At 43.2% G+C, this 17,905-nt stretch carries 22 protein-coding genes; 10 read left to right on the top strand and 12 right to left on the bottom strand.

Annotation, left to right across the window (positions count from 1 at the left end):
* Nucleotides 1-55 precede the first annotated feature (55 nt).
* From dinI to KGP24_RS09005, 6 genes are all read left to right on the top strand, one after another.
* A complete protein-coding gene (dinI, locus tag KGP24_RS09030; protein WP_008500826.1) occupies nt 56-301 on the top strand; it encodes a DNA damage-inducible protein I in 246 nt (81 codons plus the stop codon).
* Between the two features lie 274 nt (nt 302-575).
* The gene (gene bssS, locus KGP24_RS09025; RefSeq protein WP_008500827.1) at nt 576-830 is read left to right on the top strand and encodes a biofilm formation regulator BssS; all 255 of its coding nucleotides are present in this window, start codon (nt 576-578) and stop codon (nt 828-830) included.
* 116 nt (nt 831-946) lie between these two features.
* Nucleotides 947-2,065 carry an N-methyl-L-tryptophan oxidase gene (gene solA, locus KGP24_RS09020; protein ID WP_223563080.1) on the top strand — a complete coding sequence of 373 codons (1,119 nt, stop codon included), beginning with the start codon at nt 947-949 and terminating at the stop codon, nt 2,063-2,065.
* A 60-nt stretch (nt 2,066-2,125) separates the two neighbouring features.
* A complete protein-coding gene (locus tag KGP24_RS09015; RefSeq protein ID WP_032638658.1) occupies nt 2,126-2,239 on the top strand; it encodes a YceO family protein in 114 nt (37 codons plus the stop codon).
* Between the two features lie 207 nt (nt 2,240-2,446).
* The gene (locus KGP24_RS09010; protein WP_223563079.1) at nt 2,447-3,013 is read left to right on the top strand and encodes a cytochrome b; all 567 of its coding nucleotides are present in this window, start codon (nt 2,447-2,449) and stop codon (nt 3,011-3,013) included.
* A 1-nt stretch (nt 3,014) separates the two neighbouring features.
* Nucleotides 3,015-3,593 (top strand): YceI family protein, encoded by a 579-nt coding sequence (locus KGP24_RS09005; RefSeq protein ID WP_223563078.1) that lies wholly within the window; start codon nt 3,015-3,017, stop codon nt 3,591-3,593.
* A 41-nt stretch (nt 3,594-3,634) separates the two neighbouring features.
* Here KGP24_RS09005 and KGP24_RS09000 read toward each other — a convergent pair whose 3' ends face one another.
* Nucleotides 3,635-4,684, bottom strand: coding sequence for a rhodanese-related sulfurtransferase (locus KGP24_RS09000; protein ID WP_223563077.1), 1,050 nt, complete (start codon nt 4,682-4,684; stop codon nt 3,635-3,637).
* Between the two features lie 221 nt (nt 4,685-4,905).
* Between KGP24_RS09000 and KGP24_RS08995 the strand changes: the two genes are divergently transcribed.
* Together KGP24_RS08995 and mdtG are read left to right on the top strand one after the other, a co-directional pair.
* Nucleotides 4,906-5,832: a Kdo(2)-lipid IV(A) acyltransferase gene (locus KGP24_RS08995; RefSeq protein ID WP_223563076.1), complete on the top strand. Its 927-nt coding sequence runs from the start codon at nt 4,906-4,908 to the stop codon at nt 5,830-5,832.
* A 140-nt stretch (nt 5,833-5,972) separates the two neighbouring features.
* Nucleotides 5,973-7,190 (top strand): multidrug efflux MFS transporter MdtG, encoded by a 1,218-nt coding sequence (gene mdtG / locus KGP24_RS08990; RefSeq protein WP_223563075.1) that lies wholly within the window; start codon nt 5,973-5,975, stop codon nt 7,188-7,190.
* A 388-nt stretch (nt 7,191-7,578) separates the two neighbouring features.
* Here the strand turns inward: mdtG and KGP24_RS08985 are convergent, their stop codons facing one another.
* Nucleotides 7,579-8,307: a methyltransferase gene (locus KGP24_RS08985; protein WP_063252748.1), complete on the bottom strand. Its 729-nt coding sequence runs from the start codon at nt 8,305-8,307 to the stop codon at nt 7,579-7,581.
* A 124-nt stretch (nt 8,308-8,431) separates the two neighbouring features.
* Here KGP24_RS08985 and KGP24_RS08980 point away from each other — a divergent pair, with 124 nt between their 5' ends.
* Nucleotides 8,432-9,214, top strand: coding sequence for a DUF2971 domain-containing protein (locus KGP24_RS08980; protein WP_216981858.1), 783 nt, complete (start codon nt 8,432-8,434; stop codon nt 9,212-9,214).
* Between the two features lie 151 nt (nt 9,215-9,365).
* On the opposite strand, the gene KGP24_RS08975 is transcribed toward KGP24_RS08980, so the two are convergent.
* The 5 genes from KGP24_RS08975 to KGP24_RS08955 all read right to left on the bottom strand — a co-directional run bounded on the left by KGP24_RS08975 (nt 9,366) and on the right by KGP24_RS08955 (nt 11,898).
* On the bottom strand, nt 9,366-10,076 hold the full coding sequence (locus KGP24_RS08975) for a hypothetical protein (protein WP_223563074.1): 711 nt from the start codon (nt 10,074-10,076) through the stop codon (nt 9,366-9,368).
* 141 nt (nt 10,077-10,217) lie between these two features.
* Nucleotides 10,218-10,520, bottom strand: coding sequence for a holin family protein (locus KGP24_RS08970; protein WP_223563073.1), 303 nt, complete (start codon nt 10,518-10,520; stop codon nt 10,218-10,220).
* Nucleotides 10,521-10,523: 3 nt separating this feature from the next.
* Nucleotides 10,524-10,847, bottom strand: coding sequence for a hypothetical protein (locus KGP24_RS08965; RefSeq protein WP_139152907.1), 324 nt, complete (start codon nt 10,845-10,847; stop codon nt 10,524-10,526).
* Between the two features lies 1 nt (nt 10,848).
* Nucleotides 10,849-11,457 (bottom strand): hypothetical protein, encoded by a 609-nt coding sequence (locus KGP24_RS08960; protein ID WP_223563072.1) that lies wholly within the window; start codon nt 11,455-11,457, stop codon nt 10,849-10,851.
* 9 nt (nt 11,458-11,466) lie between these two features.
* Complete coding sequence (locus KGP24_RS08955) at nt 11,467-11,898, bottom strand: hypothetical protein (RefSeq protein WP_223563071.1); 432 nt, start codon at nt 11,896-11,898, stop codon at nt 11,467-11,469.
* Between the two features lie 39 nt (nt 11,899-11,937).
* On the opposite strand from KGP24_RS08955, the gene KGP24_RS08950 reads away from it, so the two are divergent.
* Entirely contained in the window at nt 11,938-12,384 is a 447-nt protein-coding gene (locus tag KGP24_RS08950) for a glycoside hydrolase family protein (protein WP_223563070.1), read from the top strand.
* Nucleotides 12,385-12,424: 40 nt separating this feature from the next.
* Here KGP24_RS08950 and KGP24_RS08945 read toward each other — a convergent pair whose 3' ends face one another.
* The 5 genes from KGP24_RS08945 to KGP24_RS08925 are packed head-to-tail and all read right to left on the bottom strand — an operon-like array spanning nt 12,425 to nt 17,873.
* Nucleotides 12,425-12,694: a hypothetical protein gene (locus KGP24_RS08945; protein ID WP_063215038.1), complete on the bottom strand. Its 270-nt coding sequence runs from the start codon at nt 12,692-12,694 to the stop codon at nt 12,425-12,427.
* Nucleotides 12,695-12,736: 42 nt separating this feature from the next.
* Nucleotides 12,737-16,273: a fibronectin type III domain-containing protein gene (locus KGP24_RS08940; RefSeq protein WP_223563069.1), complete on the bottom strand. Its 3,537-nt coding sequence runs from the start codon at nt 16,271-16,273 to the stop codon at nt 12,737-12,739.
* 2 nt (nt 16,274-16,275) lie between these two features.
* The gene (locus KGP24_RS08935) at nt 16,276-16,671 is read right to left on the bottom strand and encodes a hypothetical protein (protein WP_223563068.1); all 396 of its coding nucleotides are present in this window, start codon (nt 16,669-16,671) and stop codon (nt 16,276-16,278) included.
* The gene (locus KGP24_RS08930; protein WP_223563067.1) at nt 16,671-17,315 is read right to left on the bottom strand and encodes a DUF2163 domain-containing protein; all 645 of its coding nucleotides are present in this window, start codon (nt 17,313-17,315) and stop codon (nt 16,671-16,673) included. The genes KGP24_RS08935 and KGP24_RS08930 overlap by 1 nt, the downstream gene beginning before the upstream one ends.
* A gap of 3 nt (nt 17,316-17,318) precedes the next feature.
* Nucleotides 17,319-17,873 (bottom strand): hypothetical protein, encoded by a 555-nt coding sequence (locus KGP24_RS08925; protein ID WP_223563066.1) that lies wholly within the window; start codon nt 17,871-17,873, stop codon nt 17,319-17,321.
* Between the last annotated feature and the right edge of the window lie 32 nt (nt 17,874-17,905).

The following is a 17,905-nucleotide window of genomic DNA, read 5'->3' as shown; positions in this document are numbered from 1 at the left end:
GTCAAACCGATAATATACCTGTATAAATAAACAGTATATTACACAGGGGGCATTTATGCGTATTGAAGTCACCATAGCCAAAACAACCGTTCTGCCTGCCGGCGCGCTTGATGCACTTGCAGGCGAATTATCCCGCCGTATTAACAACACCTTTCCCGACAATGCGGGGGCCGTAACGGTACGTTACGCCGCGGCGAACAACCTCTCCGTCATTGGTGCTGCGAAAGAAGATAAAGACCGCATCAGCGAAATACTGCAGGAAACGTGGGAAAGCGCAGACGACTGGTTTATCACAGATTAACACTGCTCCCTCATTGTGTTTTTTTGCCGGGTCGCCCCGGCTTTTTTTTGCCTAAAAATTCTGTAAGTTCAAATTAATTCGGCATCTTCTTTAAGAATCGTGAACAAGATGGTGTTTTATTGTTCTAACAATCCTAAAAAGCAGAAAAATGTGTTGCCACCTGTTTATTTTTCCCGTCGGAACCCTTATTACTTGGTATACTGAAGATGCTTTCAGAAAAACATGCATTGAACCTCAGAGCCGTTGTCTTCTAACACGCATTAAGGGGGTTATAATGGAAAAGAATAGTGAAGTGATCCAGACCCATCCGCTTGTTGGCTGGGATATCAGTACCGTAGATAGCTACGATGCGCTGATGCTGCGTTTGCACTACCAGACCCCGAATCAACTCAACCGTGAAGAAGCGGAAGTTGGACAGACGCTGTGGCTTACAACAGACGTCGCCCGTCAGTTTATTTCTATTTTAGAGGCAGGTATTGCAAAAATAGAATCTGGCGACTATCAGGAAAATGAGTATAAACGGCACTAAGTTTATGCCCACTTTTCTCTCTACAGGCACCCTCGCGGTGCCTTATTTATTTCTCCCTTGTCTAACCCTGCGTTGTTAATTACTCTGCTAACAAAACGTCAGTTTACGAGATGCATATGAGATACGACTTAATCATTATTGGTAGCGGCTCCGTGGGTTCCGCTGCCGGTTATTACGCAACACAGGCAGGTCTGAAGGTCCTGATGATCGATGCACATCTTCCTCCCCATGCGGAGGGTAGCCATCATGGCGATACCCGCCTCATGCGCCATGCATATGGAGAAGGCGAGCGCTATGTACCGCTGGTGCTTCGCGCCCAGACGCTTTGGGATGAACTGGCGACACACACCGAAGAGCGTATTTTCGAGCGTACCGGCGTGATCAACCTTGGCCCTGCTCATTCTGATTTTCTCGCCAGCGTCGAGCGCAGCGCAAAAGCCTTTAATCTTGATGTTGAGAAGCTGGACGCGATGGGCATTACCGCGCGCTGGCCTGAAATTACCGTCCCGGACGATTACATTGGCCTCTTTGAAGCCCACTCCGGCGTGCTGCATTGTGAAACGGCGATCAAAACCTGGATCGACCTTGCCGCGAAAGCCGGCTGTGCGCAGCTGTTTAACTGTCCGGTGGAGGCTATTACCCATGACGAGAATGGCGTCACGGTAACGACGATTGACGGCGACTATTCAGCGCCCCGCCTGCTCGTCAGCGCAGGAACCTGGGTCACGCGCCTGCTGCCGGAACTGCCAATCCAGCCGGTGCGCAAGGTCTTCTCCTGGTTCCAGTCGGATGGTCGCTATAGCGCGCAGAATAAATTTCCGGCCTTCACCGGCGAATTGCCGAATGGCGACCAGTTCTACGGCTTCCCGTCAGAAAAAGACGCGCTAAAAATCGGTAAACACAACGGGGGCCAGGCTATCGCCTCTCCTGAAGAGCGTAAGCCTTTCGGCGCCTGGCCACAGGATGGTTCAGAAGCCTTCTCGTTCCTGCGCACTATTCTTCCGGGCGTCGGCGGCTTGCTGTATGGCGCGGCCTGTACCTACGACAACACGCCGGATGAAGACTTCATCATAGATACGCTGCCCGGGCATGACGACACCCTGCTTATCACCGGGCTGAGCGGCCACGGCTTTAAGTTTGCTTCCGTGCTGGGTGAGATCGCCGCGCAGTTTGCCCAGGGCATCACGCCGCAGTTTGATCTGACGCCCTTCTCCCTCTCGCGTTTTAACGGATAATCCGCCACGGGCTCCGGACGTACCGGGGCCCGTTTCATTCACACTGCATTACGGGGCGTTATGCGCAGGATCGTTAGCTTTCTTATGAATAATATTCGCGAGCACTTTATGCTCTATATCTTATTGTGGGCGCTGCTGGCCATTATTGATTTTGTTTACATTGTATTTTATTGAAAGCCCTGACTTACAATAATTGACATTTATTTAGCTTTACTGAAACTCTCAATTTTACTTGCACGAAGACATTGAATTACCTTTGTCAATTCTGTTCAAAAACGCTGAAATAAATAAAATAAAAATCAATAGATACTTATTTCAGTTGCAATATCACATCTTCCCGTTCATTTTTACCCTTCGGTTAATTTGAAAATGGACATTCTGATGCAACTGCATAACACCTCCCGACGCTACGGAATAATATCCATAGTCTTGCACTGGATATTTGCTCTTGCTGTCTACGGTATGTTTGGGCTTGGGCTCTGGATGGTCACGCTCAGCTATTACGATGGCTGGTATCATCAGGCGCCAGAGTTGCATAAAAGCATTGGCGTTCTCCTGATGCTGGGTCTGGTTTTTCGCGTGATCTGGCGACATATTTCTCCGCCGCCCGCCGCGCCAAAAACCCACAGCAAATTTACTCGCGTCAGTGCAGTCGCCGCGCATATTGCCCTCTATGCACTGCTGTTTGCCATTCTGATTAGCGGCTACCTTATCTCGACGGCGGACGGTAAGCCTATTAGCGTCTTTGGCCTTTTTGACGTTCCGGCAACGCTCAGCGATGCGGGCGCTCAGGCCGACACCGCCGGGGTTGTTCACCTCTGGCTTGCCTGGAGCGTGGTGATCCTGTCCGTGCTGCACGGGCTTGCCGCCCTCAAGCACCATTTTATTGATAAAGACGATACGCTAAAGCGCATGCTTGGCCGCTCGTCAGTTGACTCTGGAGCATAAAATGAAAAAACACCTGCTGGGTATCGCCCTGGGTTCTCTGTTATTCACCGCCGGTTCCGCCGTGGCGGCTGATTATAAAATTGATAAAGAGGGCCAGCACGCTTTCGTCAATTTCCGTATTCAGCACCTGGGATACAGCTGGCTGTACGGCACCTTCAAGGATTTTGACGGCACATTCACATTTGACGAGAAAAATCCTGCCGCCGACAAGGTCAACGTGACCATTAATACTAACAGCGTTGATACCAATCATGCTGAACGCGATAAACATCTGCGCAGTGGGGAATTCCTCAATGTCGCGAAATATCCAAAGGCTACTTTCGCCTCCACGGAAGTGAAAAAGGACGGTGATAGGCTGAATATTACCGGCAACCTGACGCTTAACGGCGTAACAAAACCGGTCACGCTTGATGCTAAATTACTGGGTCAGGGTGACGACCCGTGGGGCGGCAAACGCGCAGGATTTGAAGCGGCAGGGAAAATTCACCTGAAAGATTTTAACATCACAACGGATTTAGGCCCGGCATCTCAGGACGTTGAGCTGATTATTTCCGTTGAAGGTGTACAGCAGAAATCATAATAAATTTGCCCGGCAGGCTTTCACCGTGCCGGGCGTTATTATCATTCCGGGTCAGGGATACCCAGTTTGGTATTCAGACGGCCACGTGATTTATTAAAAATCTTGTTGCCGTTTTCACGTCCTGCGCGACGGCGACGCTGCTCTTCTTCCGGAAGGATGCTCTCTTCGCTGCACAGCTCGCTACAGCAGCCGTTAAACTTCTCGGCACAGGCCGGGCATTGAATAAACAGCAGATGGCACCCGTCGTTTTTGCAGTTGGTATGGGTATCGCACGGTGCGCCGCACTGGTGGCACTGGGCAATTACGTCTTCCGAAATACGCTCACCCATACGCTCGTCGAAGACAAAGTTTTTCCCGATAAACCGTACCGGTAAACCCTGCTCACGGGCGCGGCGGGCGTACTCGATAATGCCGCCTTCAATATGCCAGACCTTATTAAAGCCGTTGTGCTTCATCCACGCGCTGGCTTTCTCACAGCGGATACCGCCGGTGCAGTACATAACGATCTTTTTATCTTTATGTTCCTGCATCATCTCAACCGCTTTGGGCAGCTGCTCACGGAAGGTATCGGCCGGGATTTCCATCGCGTTCTCAAAATGCCCCACTTCATACTCATAGTGGTTACGCATATCAATGAACACGGCATCCGGATCGTCCAGCATCGCATTCACTTCCGCCGCCTTCAGGTATTCACCGACATCCGCCGCGTTAAACTCGGGATCGTCGATACCGTCCGCCACGATGCGTTCACGCACCTTCATGCGCAGCACCCAGAAGGATTTCCCGTCATCATCCAGGGCAATGTTCAGGCGTAAGCCGTTAAGGGCCGGATCGAAGTGATAAAGAGCGTCGCGGAAGGCGCTGACTTTGCTTTCCGGCACGCTAATTTGCGCGTTGATGCCTTCACGGGCAAGGTAGACGCGCCCGAATACGTTCAGGGCCGTGAACGCCTGATAAAGCGCATCGCGGGTCGCCTGCGGATCGTCGATCGTGAAGTATTTATAGAATGAGATGGTTGTGCGCGGTTCGGTTTCAGCCAACATACGCGCTTTTAACATCTCATTCGAAACGCGGTTGTGTAACACTGGCATGGTGTACAGTCCTGGAATCGTTAGAGAGAATGAAAAATCGGTCGGCATCATATAGCAAACAAAACCAATTTACATCCACACAATTTACGCTACATTTCACACACTCTGATTAATCAGGCTTAACAATTGCTGTATTCGTGCACCCTTCGACAGCAGATATTTTGGCTACGTCTCAAAAAATGAGACACTAGCAAAACAGGACGTTTGAACACAGGAAAGACATGACCCAGTTACCAAAATTTACTGCCGCCCTTTTGCATCCCCGCTATTGGTTGACCTGGCTTGGCATCGGCTTTTTATGGCTTCTGGTACAGCTCCCCTACCCTGTTATTTTTCGGTTGGGTAAATTTCTGGGCCGTTTAGCACATCTGTTTATGAAGCGTCGCGCCAGAATCGCGTACCGCAATCTTGAACTGTGTTTTCCACAGATGAGCGAGCCAGAGCGCCACGATATGGTCTCGAAGAATTTCGAATCCGTCGGGCTGGGGCTCATGGAAACCGGGATGGCGTGGTTCTGGCCAGACAAACGCATGGCCCGCTGGAGCGAGGTGACGGGAACCGGCATGGAGCCTGTGCATACACTTCAGGCCAACCAGACGGGCGTTCTGCTGATCGGCGTCCATTTCCTGACGCTGGAAATCGGGGCGCGCATGTTCGGCATGCAGGCGCCGGGCATTGGCGTTTATCGCCCTAACGATAACCCGGTCATCGATTTAATCCAGACCAACGGCCGCATGCGCTCCAACAAAAGCATGATCGACCGTAAGGATCTCAAGGGGATGATCCGCGCGCTGAAATCCGGTGAAGTGGTCTGGTATGCTCCCGACCATGACTATGGCCCACAGGCCAGCGTATTTGTCCCCTTCTTCGCCGTTGAAGAGGCCGCCACAACGACCGGTACCTGGATGCTGGCGCGCATGTCCAAAGCCGCCATCGTTCCTTTTGTTCCCCGCCGTAAGCCGGATGGTTCAGGCTATGAACTGATGATGCTGGAGCCGGAACTTGCGCCGCCGCTTGACGATGCGGAAACCACCGCGCGCTGGATGAACGGCGTTGTGGAGAAGTGCATCATGCTGGCGCCCGAGCAGTACATGTGGCTGCATCGCCGTTTTAAAACGCGTCCACAAGGCACGCCGTCCCGCTATTAATCCTCATGCGGTCCTCAGGGCCGCATGCCGTTTTAGCTTTAAAAGCTCCTCATCATTGCGGCAATCATAACCCAGGCGCATAATTAGCAGGCTTACTACTTTATGCCTCAGGTGTTCTGCACCTCATTATGCGGATAGTTATGTCACCCTCAGATGCCCCCATAAACTGGAAGCGTAACCTCACGGTTGCGTGGCTCGGCTGTTTTCTTACCGGAGCGGCCTTTAGCCTGGTTATGCCCTTCCTGCCGCTCTACGTCGAACAGCTTGGCGTGACGGGCCACAGCGCGCTCAATATGTGGTCTGGCCTGGTATTCAGCATCACGTTTCTCTTTTCCGCGATGGCCTCACCGTTCTGGGGCGGCCTGGCCGACCGCAAGGGGCGTAAAATCATGCTGCTGCGTTCGGCGCTGGGGATGGCCATTATCATGGCGCTGATGGGGGTGGCGCAGAACGTCTGGCAGTTTCTAATCCTGCGCGCGCTGCTGGGCCTGCTGGGGGGATTTATTCCCAACGCGAATGCCCTGATTGCCACGCAAATTCCCCGCCATAAAAGCGGCTGGGCGCTGGGCACGCTCTCCACCGGCGGCGTGAGCGGTGCTCTGCTTGGACCGCTGGCCGGTGGACTCCTGGCCGATAACTATGGCCTGCGGCCGGTATTCTTTATTACCGCCAGCGTGTTGTTCCTGTGCTTTATCGTCACCCTGCTCTGTATTCGTGAAAACTTCACGCCTGTTGCGAAGAAAGAGATGCTCCACGCCAGGGAAGTGCTGACCTCGCTCAAAAATCCCAGACTGGTGCTGAGCCTGTTCGTGACGACAATGATTATCCAGGTGGCTACCGGGTCGATTGCCCCTATTCTGACGCTGTACGTTCGCGACCTGGCGGGTAACGTCAGCAATATTGCGTTCATCAGCGGGCTGATTGCGTCTGTGCCAGGCGTGGCGGCGCTGCTGAGCGCCCCGAGGCTCGGAAAACTGGGGGACCGGGTTGGTCCGGAAAAAATCCTGATCTGCGCGCTGGTGATCTCCGTCCTGCTGCTTATCCCGATGTCGATGGTGCAGTCTCCATGGCAGCTGGGCTTACTTCGCTTTTTGCTGGGTGCCGCCGACGGCGCTTTACTCCCCGCCGTACAGACCCTGCTGGTCTACAACTCCACAAACCAGATTGCCGGGCGTATCTTCAGCTATAACCAGTCATTTCGCGACATCGGTAACGTCACCGGGCCGCTGCTCGGAGCCGGGATCTCCGCCAGCTTCGGTTTTCGCGCCGTCTTTATCGTGACGGCGGGCGTCGTGTTGTTCAATGCCATTTATTCATGGTTCAGTTTGTCCCGCGCGTTACGGCCCGTGACGGAATAAGACGAACGCCTGACGGCTTATTTTCGCATTCATACTTGCAGAATCTTATATTCAGCTATTCTTTCCCTGAAACCTTCTGGAAAACAGGGAGACACCAATGACCATGTACGCCACGCTGGAAGCAGCGTAAAGTGAAATACATCTGAAATTTGTGTCGTTTTAGCCCACACAGATTCTCCCACAATCACTTTTGTATCGTTCCTTTCAGCCTTGTAGTAGGATAATTTGAGTTGTTACGTATATTGGCAATTTCTTGTTTTATCCGGTCGATTTCTCCCAGTACTCTCATCGCTTCCCTTAAATTCTTACGTAACTTCTGCTTCTGTTCATCTGTAAGCTCTTGTATTTTCATGATTCGTATCTATCTATGGATGTACTTACCTTACAATTAAAAGTTTGTACCGTCATAATCCACACAAACGCTCTCACAGATTACCTTCGTACCGTTCCATTCGTCCTTGTAGATACTGGTATCAATCCCTACCCCAGGTTGAAACGTGTACCCTGTATCATTAACAAACTTCTGGTACTTGGCTGTCTGTACTGAAGCGTCATAGTACCTATGGCCTGAGTACTTGAACCCTGCTGAACCTTGCGGAACAATCCATACACCATATGAGGAAAAGTTACTGGCATGTTCAATCACCTTGTATTCAAACTCTGAGCCTGTATAACGGCCTGTATACGCTTCTGATGTGTTGATTTTTCCGAAAGGTGGATTGCCGTAGGCAACGTCATAGAAACGGTCTGGGGTGTACTGGAGAGCGTCACCAATGATCCATTCTGCCTCTGGTAGTACCCTCTTCCCAATCATTACGTACTCTGGATTGAGTTCAACACAGGTAATGTGTGCTGGGTTGTTTCTCAAGAACTGGTAATAGCTGAGGCGACCGATACCCGCACATAGTTCGATACACTGACCAGTACAACCAGCATCAAGTATGAAATCCCATGCGAGCATTTCAGGTGTGAAGAAAGCACCAGTAGCCCCTATACCATCACCTTTGTAGTTGTTGAAGATAAACTCTTTATCGTCTTGAGTTAGTTGCTTATCTGAGTGGATGAGATCCATTACTTGAATGTGTAATGCTGATTCCTTTTTTGTAATTCTTGCCATAAAATACCCTTGTACAATTGTTGTACGGGTATTTAGGGAATTTGACATGATTGAAGAACAATTCGAACGTGACTACCCGAAAGACTGAACACTGATAACACCTAAAAATAATTCTGAGCATTTTATGATTCTGTACAAATACATAGACCATGCATCATTAAATCGATTTTTCAAAGATGGATACATCTCTATAAAATTCACACCGCATAGTGAGTTTAATGATCCTTTCGAAAGTTATGGATATGCACTTGATGATGAATCAATTGAATCATTAACTATGAGGTATGTGATCGATCAAAACCTTGCTTGCCTATGCCTTTCTAAAAATCCTCTCAATGTATTGATGTGGTCACATTACGCAGATAAACATCAGGGTTTTGTTGTAGCAATCGACACTCAAAGAGCAGGATTCGATGATGAAGAAAAATGCCTGATTACAGCTTCGAAAGGTGATATTAACTATCTAGAGAACCGAATAAAAAGCAAACTAAAAATCAGTCGAGAAGATATCTATGACACTGATATTATAAGTAAATTACTGCTTACTAAATCATTGCATTGGCAGTATGAAGAAGAAGTCAGAATAATAAAAAAGAAAGAGTCATTACAAAATCATGACTCTGTTTTAATTGATAAAATAGTTGATCTAAAATCGGTAACAGGTATTTATATTGGAATCAACAACAAGGGATTTGATAATATTATTAAAAATAACAGTACATTAGAGGAATTGATTTTAAAAAAGACAGTGCAGTTATATAAGTGTGAATTCAAGAAAAGCACATGGGATCTCACCATAGAAGATTATGAATACACCCCATACCCTCATGATATGCAGAGAATGGATGTATTTGATTCTGTAGAGAGGGTTTTAAGAGCTATGGAACGTAATCACATAGGTGATTAAGATTATCTGTGTCGATTACGATGTCATCAATGTCCGCTTTTTGGCACAGAGCGGACTGACGGCTTAGGTTAAGCCCTATGCAGCAACAGTACCAGATCAAGTTTGAGCTAATACATTTAAATGGGGTTAAAATTCTCCATTTAATATGGAATCACTCAATATCAAAATAACCATTAACTTGTTTTGAAAAGTTTTTGAAGTACTCATACTTAGCATCTAACAATCTTTGCTCATGTTTGATTGTTATCATGTACTCTAAGTACTCACGCTTACCTTTAACTATATCATTCTGGTCTTCATTCTCGATGCTAAGTATAATAAACTCAATTGTATCCAAAGCAGATTTAGTTGTTTGAAGTAAATCGCCAAAAGCTATATTATTAAATTCCTCATCATAAGCCAGCAATTCAATTTTAAATTTCCAACCAAGCTTTTCAATATACAAAACATTATCTTCAAGTTCACTTCTTAAATGATAGAGTGAGTTGAGTTTATTTTTAAATTGATGAACCTTTTCTATATCTGGTAAATGCTCCTTTCCTCTTTGTGGTAATGAGGAAATGAAAATGCTATAAAAATCCAGTCGAATACAGAGATCAGAATACACATTAGAGATATCTCTATAATTATTTAGAACGATTTTCTTTGATAACTGATAAGCATCCTCATGCATTTTTTGTCTTTGCCAATTCTTTGCTATCCAAAAACCACCAATTGCCGCCCCAGCCATAAAAACATTACAGAAGGCTGAAATCCAATCTGTAATTTTTATTCCTGATATATATTCAGGACTGGATTTATATATAATGAAAAACACAAAAAACACTGATGCAAAAATTACTATTTTTAAGTTGGAAGACATTTTAGCAATCTACTCCATAAAAATTAACACACAAAGAATAAAGTAACCTTTATAGTATTGCAAGCATTTACGCCAGAAAACCATTTATAACAAAAGAACAATATAAAACAATAAAAAAAAGCCCCGGTTGGGGCTTTAACTTTAGTTACCACTAAGTAACAAAACGATGACTCTGATAATGTCAGATAGTGGGAAAGAGAATAAAACAATACCAAAGTAATCTAAGATAGGTACTAAGATATAGTTATACACAAGAATGAAAGTACACGCATAACCTAAGAATGATCTCCAGCCTCTACCAGCTTTGATCTCTTCACGGTTTGTTTCCTGTGCTTCATTCGTTTTTTCTGTTTCAAGTTCGTCTTTTGACTTAGCAACTTCGGTTTTATTCTTAGTAAAAAGGCTAATCCCTGATTTGATAAGGTCAATGATAATACTTAACATATGTTATCCTTGTATTTGGCAAACACAAGAAACTACGCGATGACCTTTAAAAATGTGGTTGTAAGATAATAGTACCTTTACTTCTACTTGTTTTTTTAGTAGTTCAACCATCAATACATCATCTTCATTTACTTTAGGTGTTGTATGATGATGGAAGCTATATACGACTAAATCACCTTTTGTTTTATCTACTTTCTTTTTTATGAGCTTACTACCAGATAGTGCTTTATCATATGGTAAGGTAACACTTACTGGTTGGATTGTCTGAAAAGAAAAATCTGTTAGTACAGAATGATCATAACATGGGAAATTTTCTAAGTTATCCATCTTACTTCCTCCAACGGTAATCAAACGTACCGCGTAATGTTCTTAATTGTTCTATTACTTGCTTCTCGGTTTCATCATAGAAATCAAACAATGGTTTTCTACCAACGGAACCATAGTAACCAATCACCCTCTGTTCACGTGCTAGTTTAGGATTGCGTTTAGAGGATTTCTTGGTAGTGTCGATTAAGTACGTATTACCGTTCTTACTCTTCACCTTTTTGTATTTATTACTCTTAGATCTAGACCGTAGTTGTGTAATGTTACCTTGCTTAGTTAACTTAGCATTAGGAAGCGGTATGATTTTACCTTCATTAACATTCTTATATGCTGGATCAAGAATGTACTTTAGATATGATGCTTGATTTGGTAGTAGAATGATTTGGTTTATTGCCTTGAACTCACTTATCTTTCTAAAGTTAAAGTACATACTCTTTCCAGTAAACGCGACACCACCACCCGCTACATCATTATCAATCTTTCTTTGAATGTGCTGTGTAACAATACGCATACGGCTACTTAATTCTTTTTTAAATTCTTGGCCTATCTTTGGGCTATTCTTGTTTATGAATCGCTTCATATCATTAGGACTATTACTGTTTCTCCATGCCATATCAATTCCTTAATTGAGTATTTCATACAGTGATTGAAGGATTCCACGAATACGTACAGCATCTTTCCCACTCGGTAATCTTGCCTTATGCATTACGGCAAGGTTTAGATTACCCGTTTTTAGTCCTTCATTTATGATTAAGGCTGTTTCTACAAAAAGTGTTTCTTTCATCGAAGGGAAAGCCCACAAGATGGTACGAGTATAATTCAACCCTTCTTCAATCTTTGAATTGACTATTTTTGAACTTGAACTGTACTCACGCCATCCGTTTTCTACTGAATTATCTTTGAGTTTCTTAATATCCTTAACTCTCTTGTACATCTGTTTGCTACCTATGTAGCTTGTGTTATCTTCAAATTGGAACAAGTACACGAATCCTACATAACTACCGTTTGTTAATTCCTTCTCACTCCAATCTTCGTTGTATTGCCATGCTTCCATATAAATACCTTATAAAAATTATCATAAGGTATTTATTCAATGGATATAAAAACACGACTCATAGATTATGAGGGTTCACGAGCATATCAAACACGTATGGGGTACTTTAGAAATAACAAGTATTATCCATATAAAGATAGTGAAGGATTCTTAACCGTAGGATACGGACATAAGGTACTACCAAACGAGAATTTCAATAATGGTATTAATGAGGTAGAAGCACTTAACCTACTTGATAAAGATATTGCTTTAGCAGAAAGCCAGCTAAGTAAACTAAACCTTATCATTCCTAAAGATTGGCAAGACTTCATGATCATCATGATTTTTCAACTTGGATTATCTGGAACGATGAAGTTTAAAAAAATGATTCAAGCACTACGTGATGCCAACTACACCGAAGCAGTTAAACAAGCAAAAGATAGTTTATGGTATCATCAGACACCAAATAGAGTTAATGCGATGATCGCACAATTAACCAACAAATAAGAAAAAGGGATAGTACCGTAATTGATACTATCCCTTTTTTTTATTGCTTTGATTGTTCGAGAATCGTAATAATTCTTTCAAGTTTGATATCCAATTCGTGAATTTGAATTTCAAGGTTTCTCAAAGTTTCCTTCATCTTGTCTTGTTCGTCGCTTAGGCGTGTAATATTACTATCCTGTACCGCAATGGTTGTTTCAAGATCTGATACACGACTTAATAAATCATTAGTATCTTTTGTATTATCTCGAAAGATAGTATATAAAACGCCTAAACCACTAATAACAAGAGCAAGAATTGTTCCCATACCCATTTTAGAATTTCCCTATTTTATATATTGTGGCAATATTATTTATTACGCATTATATAAAGGTTGATCCCCCGCACGATATAGGAAAGAATTTAGTAATGAAGGTACATTTAAAGATGCTATACCACTACGTGATGTAGTACACATAACATAGATATAATTCCAATTACCACGACCAACACGAGGAACAAAGATACCATTGATTGGGAATGTAAATGGTGTGTTATGTCCTTCATTACCAGCATCAACATACTCTAAGTTAGTCATACCGATACCATCACCACCCATACGAATATAGAAGTACTGACGTTCATATGAAGTAAGTGTAATTGTCATATTACTATCAAGAATACGATCAAAATCTTCACCACGAATACGTAACGCTATATAGTGCTGGTAAGCAACTGGATCATTAGCGGCCTGACCACCTGAAACAGTATGTGAACCAAAGATAAACGGTACTGATGAAATGCCCGTTGATTGTGGACGACAAATATCACCTACAATACGTGCGGCACTAAGAGTACCAAGAATGTTACAGTTTTCATTGATAGTAACGTTGTTGAGTACACCAGATGTTGCCTGTATATTTCCACGTACAGATACGTTACCAAACCAGGCATTACCATTTTTATTGATAGCCCAACCATTAGTACCATCCCAATTACTGGATTGTATCTGTTGGCTAATCTTCGCTGAGTCGATCACGCCGTCCATGATGTGGGCGTTACGTATCGCGGCATTGGCAATTTTCGTATTGTCGATTGCGGCGTTCTGAATTTTAGCTCGTGAAACGCTTAGATCATTTATCATCGCCTCATTAATACTCGCCGTGGCTATGACTGCTGAGTTAATAAAAGTCTTACCATTCTGAACTACAAACGGATATACCTTATCACTTTGTTTAGCTGAGTCAGTACTGATAATTGAAAAGCGATCTGCCATCACTGTAAACACTGATGTTTTCTCATCTGCTGCTAGGGCAATACCAGTAACGTTACCATTATTTGATACCTGAACCTGCCAGCGTGAACCAAGTTCATCTACGATCTGTTTCTCAACAATGCCAGTAGCCGTATCACTGTTAAGTAGGCCATCAATAACATCTTCGTTTAATTTGCTGTACGGAACCTTCGTATTCTGGTTAAAACCGATAGTAGGCGACCATACCAATTCATCCTGTCCGAACACGTCATAGGCTGCTACACGAGCGAACCATGAACCATCTTCAATACCAAACGATGCTGAATATCGATTTGTACTGCTAAAGTACTTCGACCCTGAGCTAAACCCTTCATCAAGTGCGATTTGAAGAACAACACCCGCATAATCCGGTACGTTTGATTCTGTCCAGTCGATAAACACGGAATCATAACCACTCTTAAGGTTGATCCCTAACAACTGTGGGTGCTGTGGGTTACTAACTTCAATCTGAACTTCTTCGCTATAGATACCAGTACCCCAACCATGAGCGATGATCCCAAACACACGGTAACGGCTAAGGCCATCACTGGTATTCATTGAATATGAGTACGTCCAGTTGCTTGTAGTGGTGTAATACGATGTGATGTAGTTCCTGTATCGGTCATACACACGAATTTCATAATGTTTGAAGAAATCAGCAAATGTTTTACCATTTACGGCTATGTTAGCCTGATCATCCCAACGTAAAATAAAATCTTGAGCATATGTCTGGTTTAAACCTACATCATCGTTCACCATATCAAGGTTAGTAATCTTCGGTAATGCGAATATAACTTGTGGTGTTTGATTATAGATAGCTACTAATTCCGATGAATAACCTAATGTGTTATACGCCTCAATAGCAAAATCGTACTGAACACCATATAGAAGATTTAGTATCTCAAAACTAGTAGAGTACTGCCCTACGTTACCAATGCTGATCCAAACACTGGAATCACTGCGTTTATAGCGAATCTTATAACCACGTACAGTTGTATCCTGTGATAAATCCCATGTTAATAGAACGGTGTTACCTGATGCCGTTGCCCCTAAACGTTGAGCCTGTAGGCTACTTGGCGGTTCTACGTATGTTGGATTAGGTAGATTGGTTAATCCATCCTGTGGGAATTGTCCCGGATCTTTTCCTTGATATATACCATCATCATATGAAATCGCGGTGATCTGGACAATGCCTGCTTTATCAACGGTCATTGGTACAGTACGTTGAATACATCTGTACTTTTTATTACTAAATCCAGCTTCTTTAAAATCAAGTTTAAACACATCATATACTTTCATATCTGTCACATAGGTATTGAAAGTAATTGTGTTCGTAATGTACTTAGATTTTAGTAATTCAATGTTACTAAGAATAGCAAGCTGATTCTTATCCTGTACCCAAAGATAGTTTAAATCCTTTTTGATAATATAACCATCTTTAGCAATGGATGCGTTACTAATGGCATCACTTGGATAACGGATAATATCTTGTGAATAGTCATTGCCTGGATTTGTATAGGTACTGTCCATTGTATTAAAATAGTCAGACTTAGAACCCGTTGTGATATTCACACTGCCAATAATATTTGTTTCATCAAAATGTACACTTGGAATATCTGGAGCATCAACGGTTAGATAGTACTTACCGTTTGATTCATAAAGTACACCACCAAATGTTTGTAGAATATTTTCAATGTTTTCCTTAAAGGATTTATCATATTGAATATTACCATTGGAATAGAAATGATTCTGAGCACAATAGTTTGCCATATTACGGAAACTGGTAATATCAATATCATTAGGATCAAGCCCAAATCCAAATTCTGTATTAGTGATAAAGTCATATAGTTGGCTTGGTGGGTTTGAACTTGGTTTACGTACATTATCAGTTAAGTCATAGATCATACGTCCACGCATTTCTACCGATAATGTATAGTTCTGGTTCGTTAGAATCCCATCAATCAATGAATCGTTGGTTTTCTTGATTACGGTACAGATCTGTACAAGACCATCACCACGCATGTTGTCAGTCCATTGACTACCGCCATATTGACGGGCAAGCGTCATAGAACCACCGTAGGACGGCTTACCGAAACGTACCTCAATCTGTAAGTATTTGCGGTACTTCTCAATCATCATTGAGGTAGGTACGATCCCCTCTGTGGTAATGTACGCACCATCCATGAGTACCGGAGCATTATCAAAATAGATCTGCTTGATTACGCCTTGTGATTGTTCCCCTGGTACTTGCCCGATTTCACCGATACTAATCGCGTGAACCGTACATAACTGGTTTGAAGTACCTTTATAGACGTTCTGCCATACGACAATAGAGCCTAACTTGTTATAAGCAACCTCTGTTGCGTTGCGGTTAGAACCGCCGTATGAAATCGGTATGCCAGTACTTGGTGATGTTGATCGGGCATTGTTACTACCCGTACTCGGATACGTTACCCCCATTTGGCCTACATTCATCATCTGTGATGAACTAATGTAAGATAGTGCTGCTGTACCAATACCTATAGCTACTACTGCTGCTAAAGCTAAACCTGCTGCGTATGCTGCTGCCGCTGCTGATGCCCCTGCGATAATAGCTACGGCAACTGCTGCTACTGCCATAGTTATTCCCCTTTAAATCTGTATATTTTGTCATTTTCATTTGGGATATATTGAGAAACGATATAGTTAGATTTATCTTCTGATAAAATTACTACTTTCCCACGCCAATAAACTGTACTGTGCCCTGATGAAATGATGATATCCCCGTCAAGTGGTTCAGTTACTAATTCGCCTTTTTCTTTACACAATAGATGTAGAGTAGAATAACTACAGTTTGCTTTTGCGTATTTTCTACCTGCTGTTGGTGTTGTGTATTTCTGGTAGATTTCATCACGGTAATTACTACCTGTGATCATATCAATTACTGTTAGCACCATGATATGACAATCATTAGTACCGTACACTAAAGGTTCACCAACTAAACCACTTAGGTACTCTGTTATAAATCCGTTTTTCATTATTTCTTGCTACTCTTCCAGAATTGCTCTGAACTATTTAGTATTCCGATTAGGTCAAAGAACTTATCACCAGTGTGTAATGATTGGTGTACTGATGTACTTGATAACAGGCGTTGTGTTTGGTCTAACTTCTTCCACAATGAATTTATATTTACTGTTGTTTCATTTGTGGTATTACCTGCTGTGTTGTTAAAGTCTGAACTAAAGTAATCTATGTAACCACTAAACATACGATAGGCATATAGAATACCCCCTGTAGCTGGGTTTACAATACCCATCCAGATATTAACTTTGGCATCATTCCACAATCCGCGTAATGCCATAGATAGATAATCCTGGCTTACATTACTTACTTTCAAAGAAGTACCGTTATTGTTGATTTGGTTCTTTTCTACATAGTTAGCAAATGATGAATCAAGGAAATCAGGTACAGACTTATAGTTAATCCCATTATAGTTTTGATCAGCAATGGCATCAGTTAGATATATGTTACTTCCGGTAGGTGGAAGTACATCTATTAGCTTTACCATAACACCACATTGATATAATTCTTTTTCTGTTAGTACGGTTTTGTTATCGCCTCGTGTAAGGTTCCAGTACGCGACAAGATCCGCATTAGTTAGTACATTACTTGGAATTGACATAAATTAACCTCTGATGTTTTCGGTTGCATTTATTGTCACTTCCATAATGTTTGTACTTGGCATTTGATATGCTGCGTTCTGTGGTGTAAGAATAAATGAACCTTGAATATTGTCATATTTCATTACTTCCCCAAGTTGGATGTTTTTGATTAATCCAGGGAAGATAGTAATCACGTTGCCAGTGTTGGCTATGATTCGGTATAGTTTCTTGTGACCGTTGAATTGAACTAACGTACCAACTTCAAGTGTATTAGCATTAACGGCAATGGATGTTGCCCCCTCCTCCCTTGCTGCTGTTGCCTGTACTTGTGATGTTTGAGTACCGTTGTATGTACTCCACCATCCAAGAGGCATAGAGAACGGTTTACCCTGACCATATAGAGCATAGAAGTTAGCGAGTTCAGCACGGTTCATCTTGTTTAGAGTTACTTTAAAACTAAGTGTGAAGTACTGCGAACCAACAACACGTGTAATAGTTTCACCTGTCCATGTTTGGTTTTGGTATTGCGGTATATTGTCCGTTAACATGAACTCACTAATAAGAGTGTTATTTAACATATTATTATTCCTTTAATAGTTAGCCCACAATC

It is taken from the genome of Enterobacter sp. JBIWA008, assembly GCF_019968765.1.
Lineage (GTDB): Bacteria > Pseudomonadota > Gammaproteobacteria > Enterobacterales > Enterobacteriaceae > Enterobacter.
This window is presented reverse-complemented; position numbering and strand designations above follow the sequence as displayed.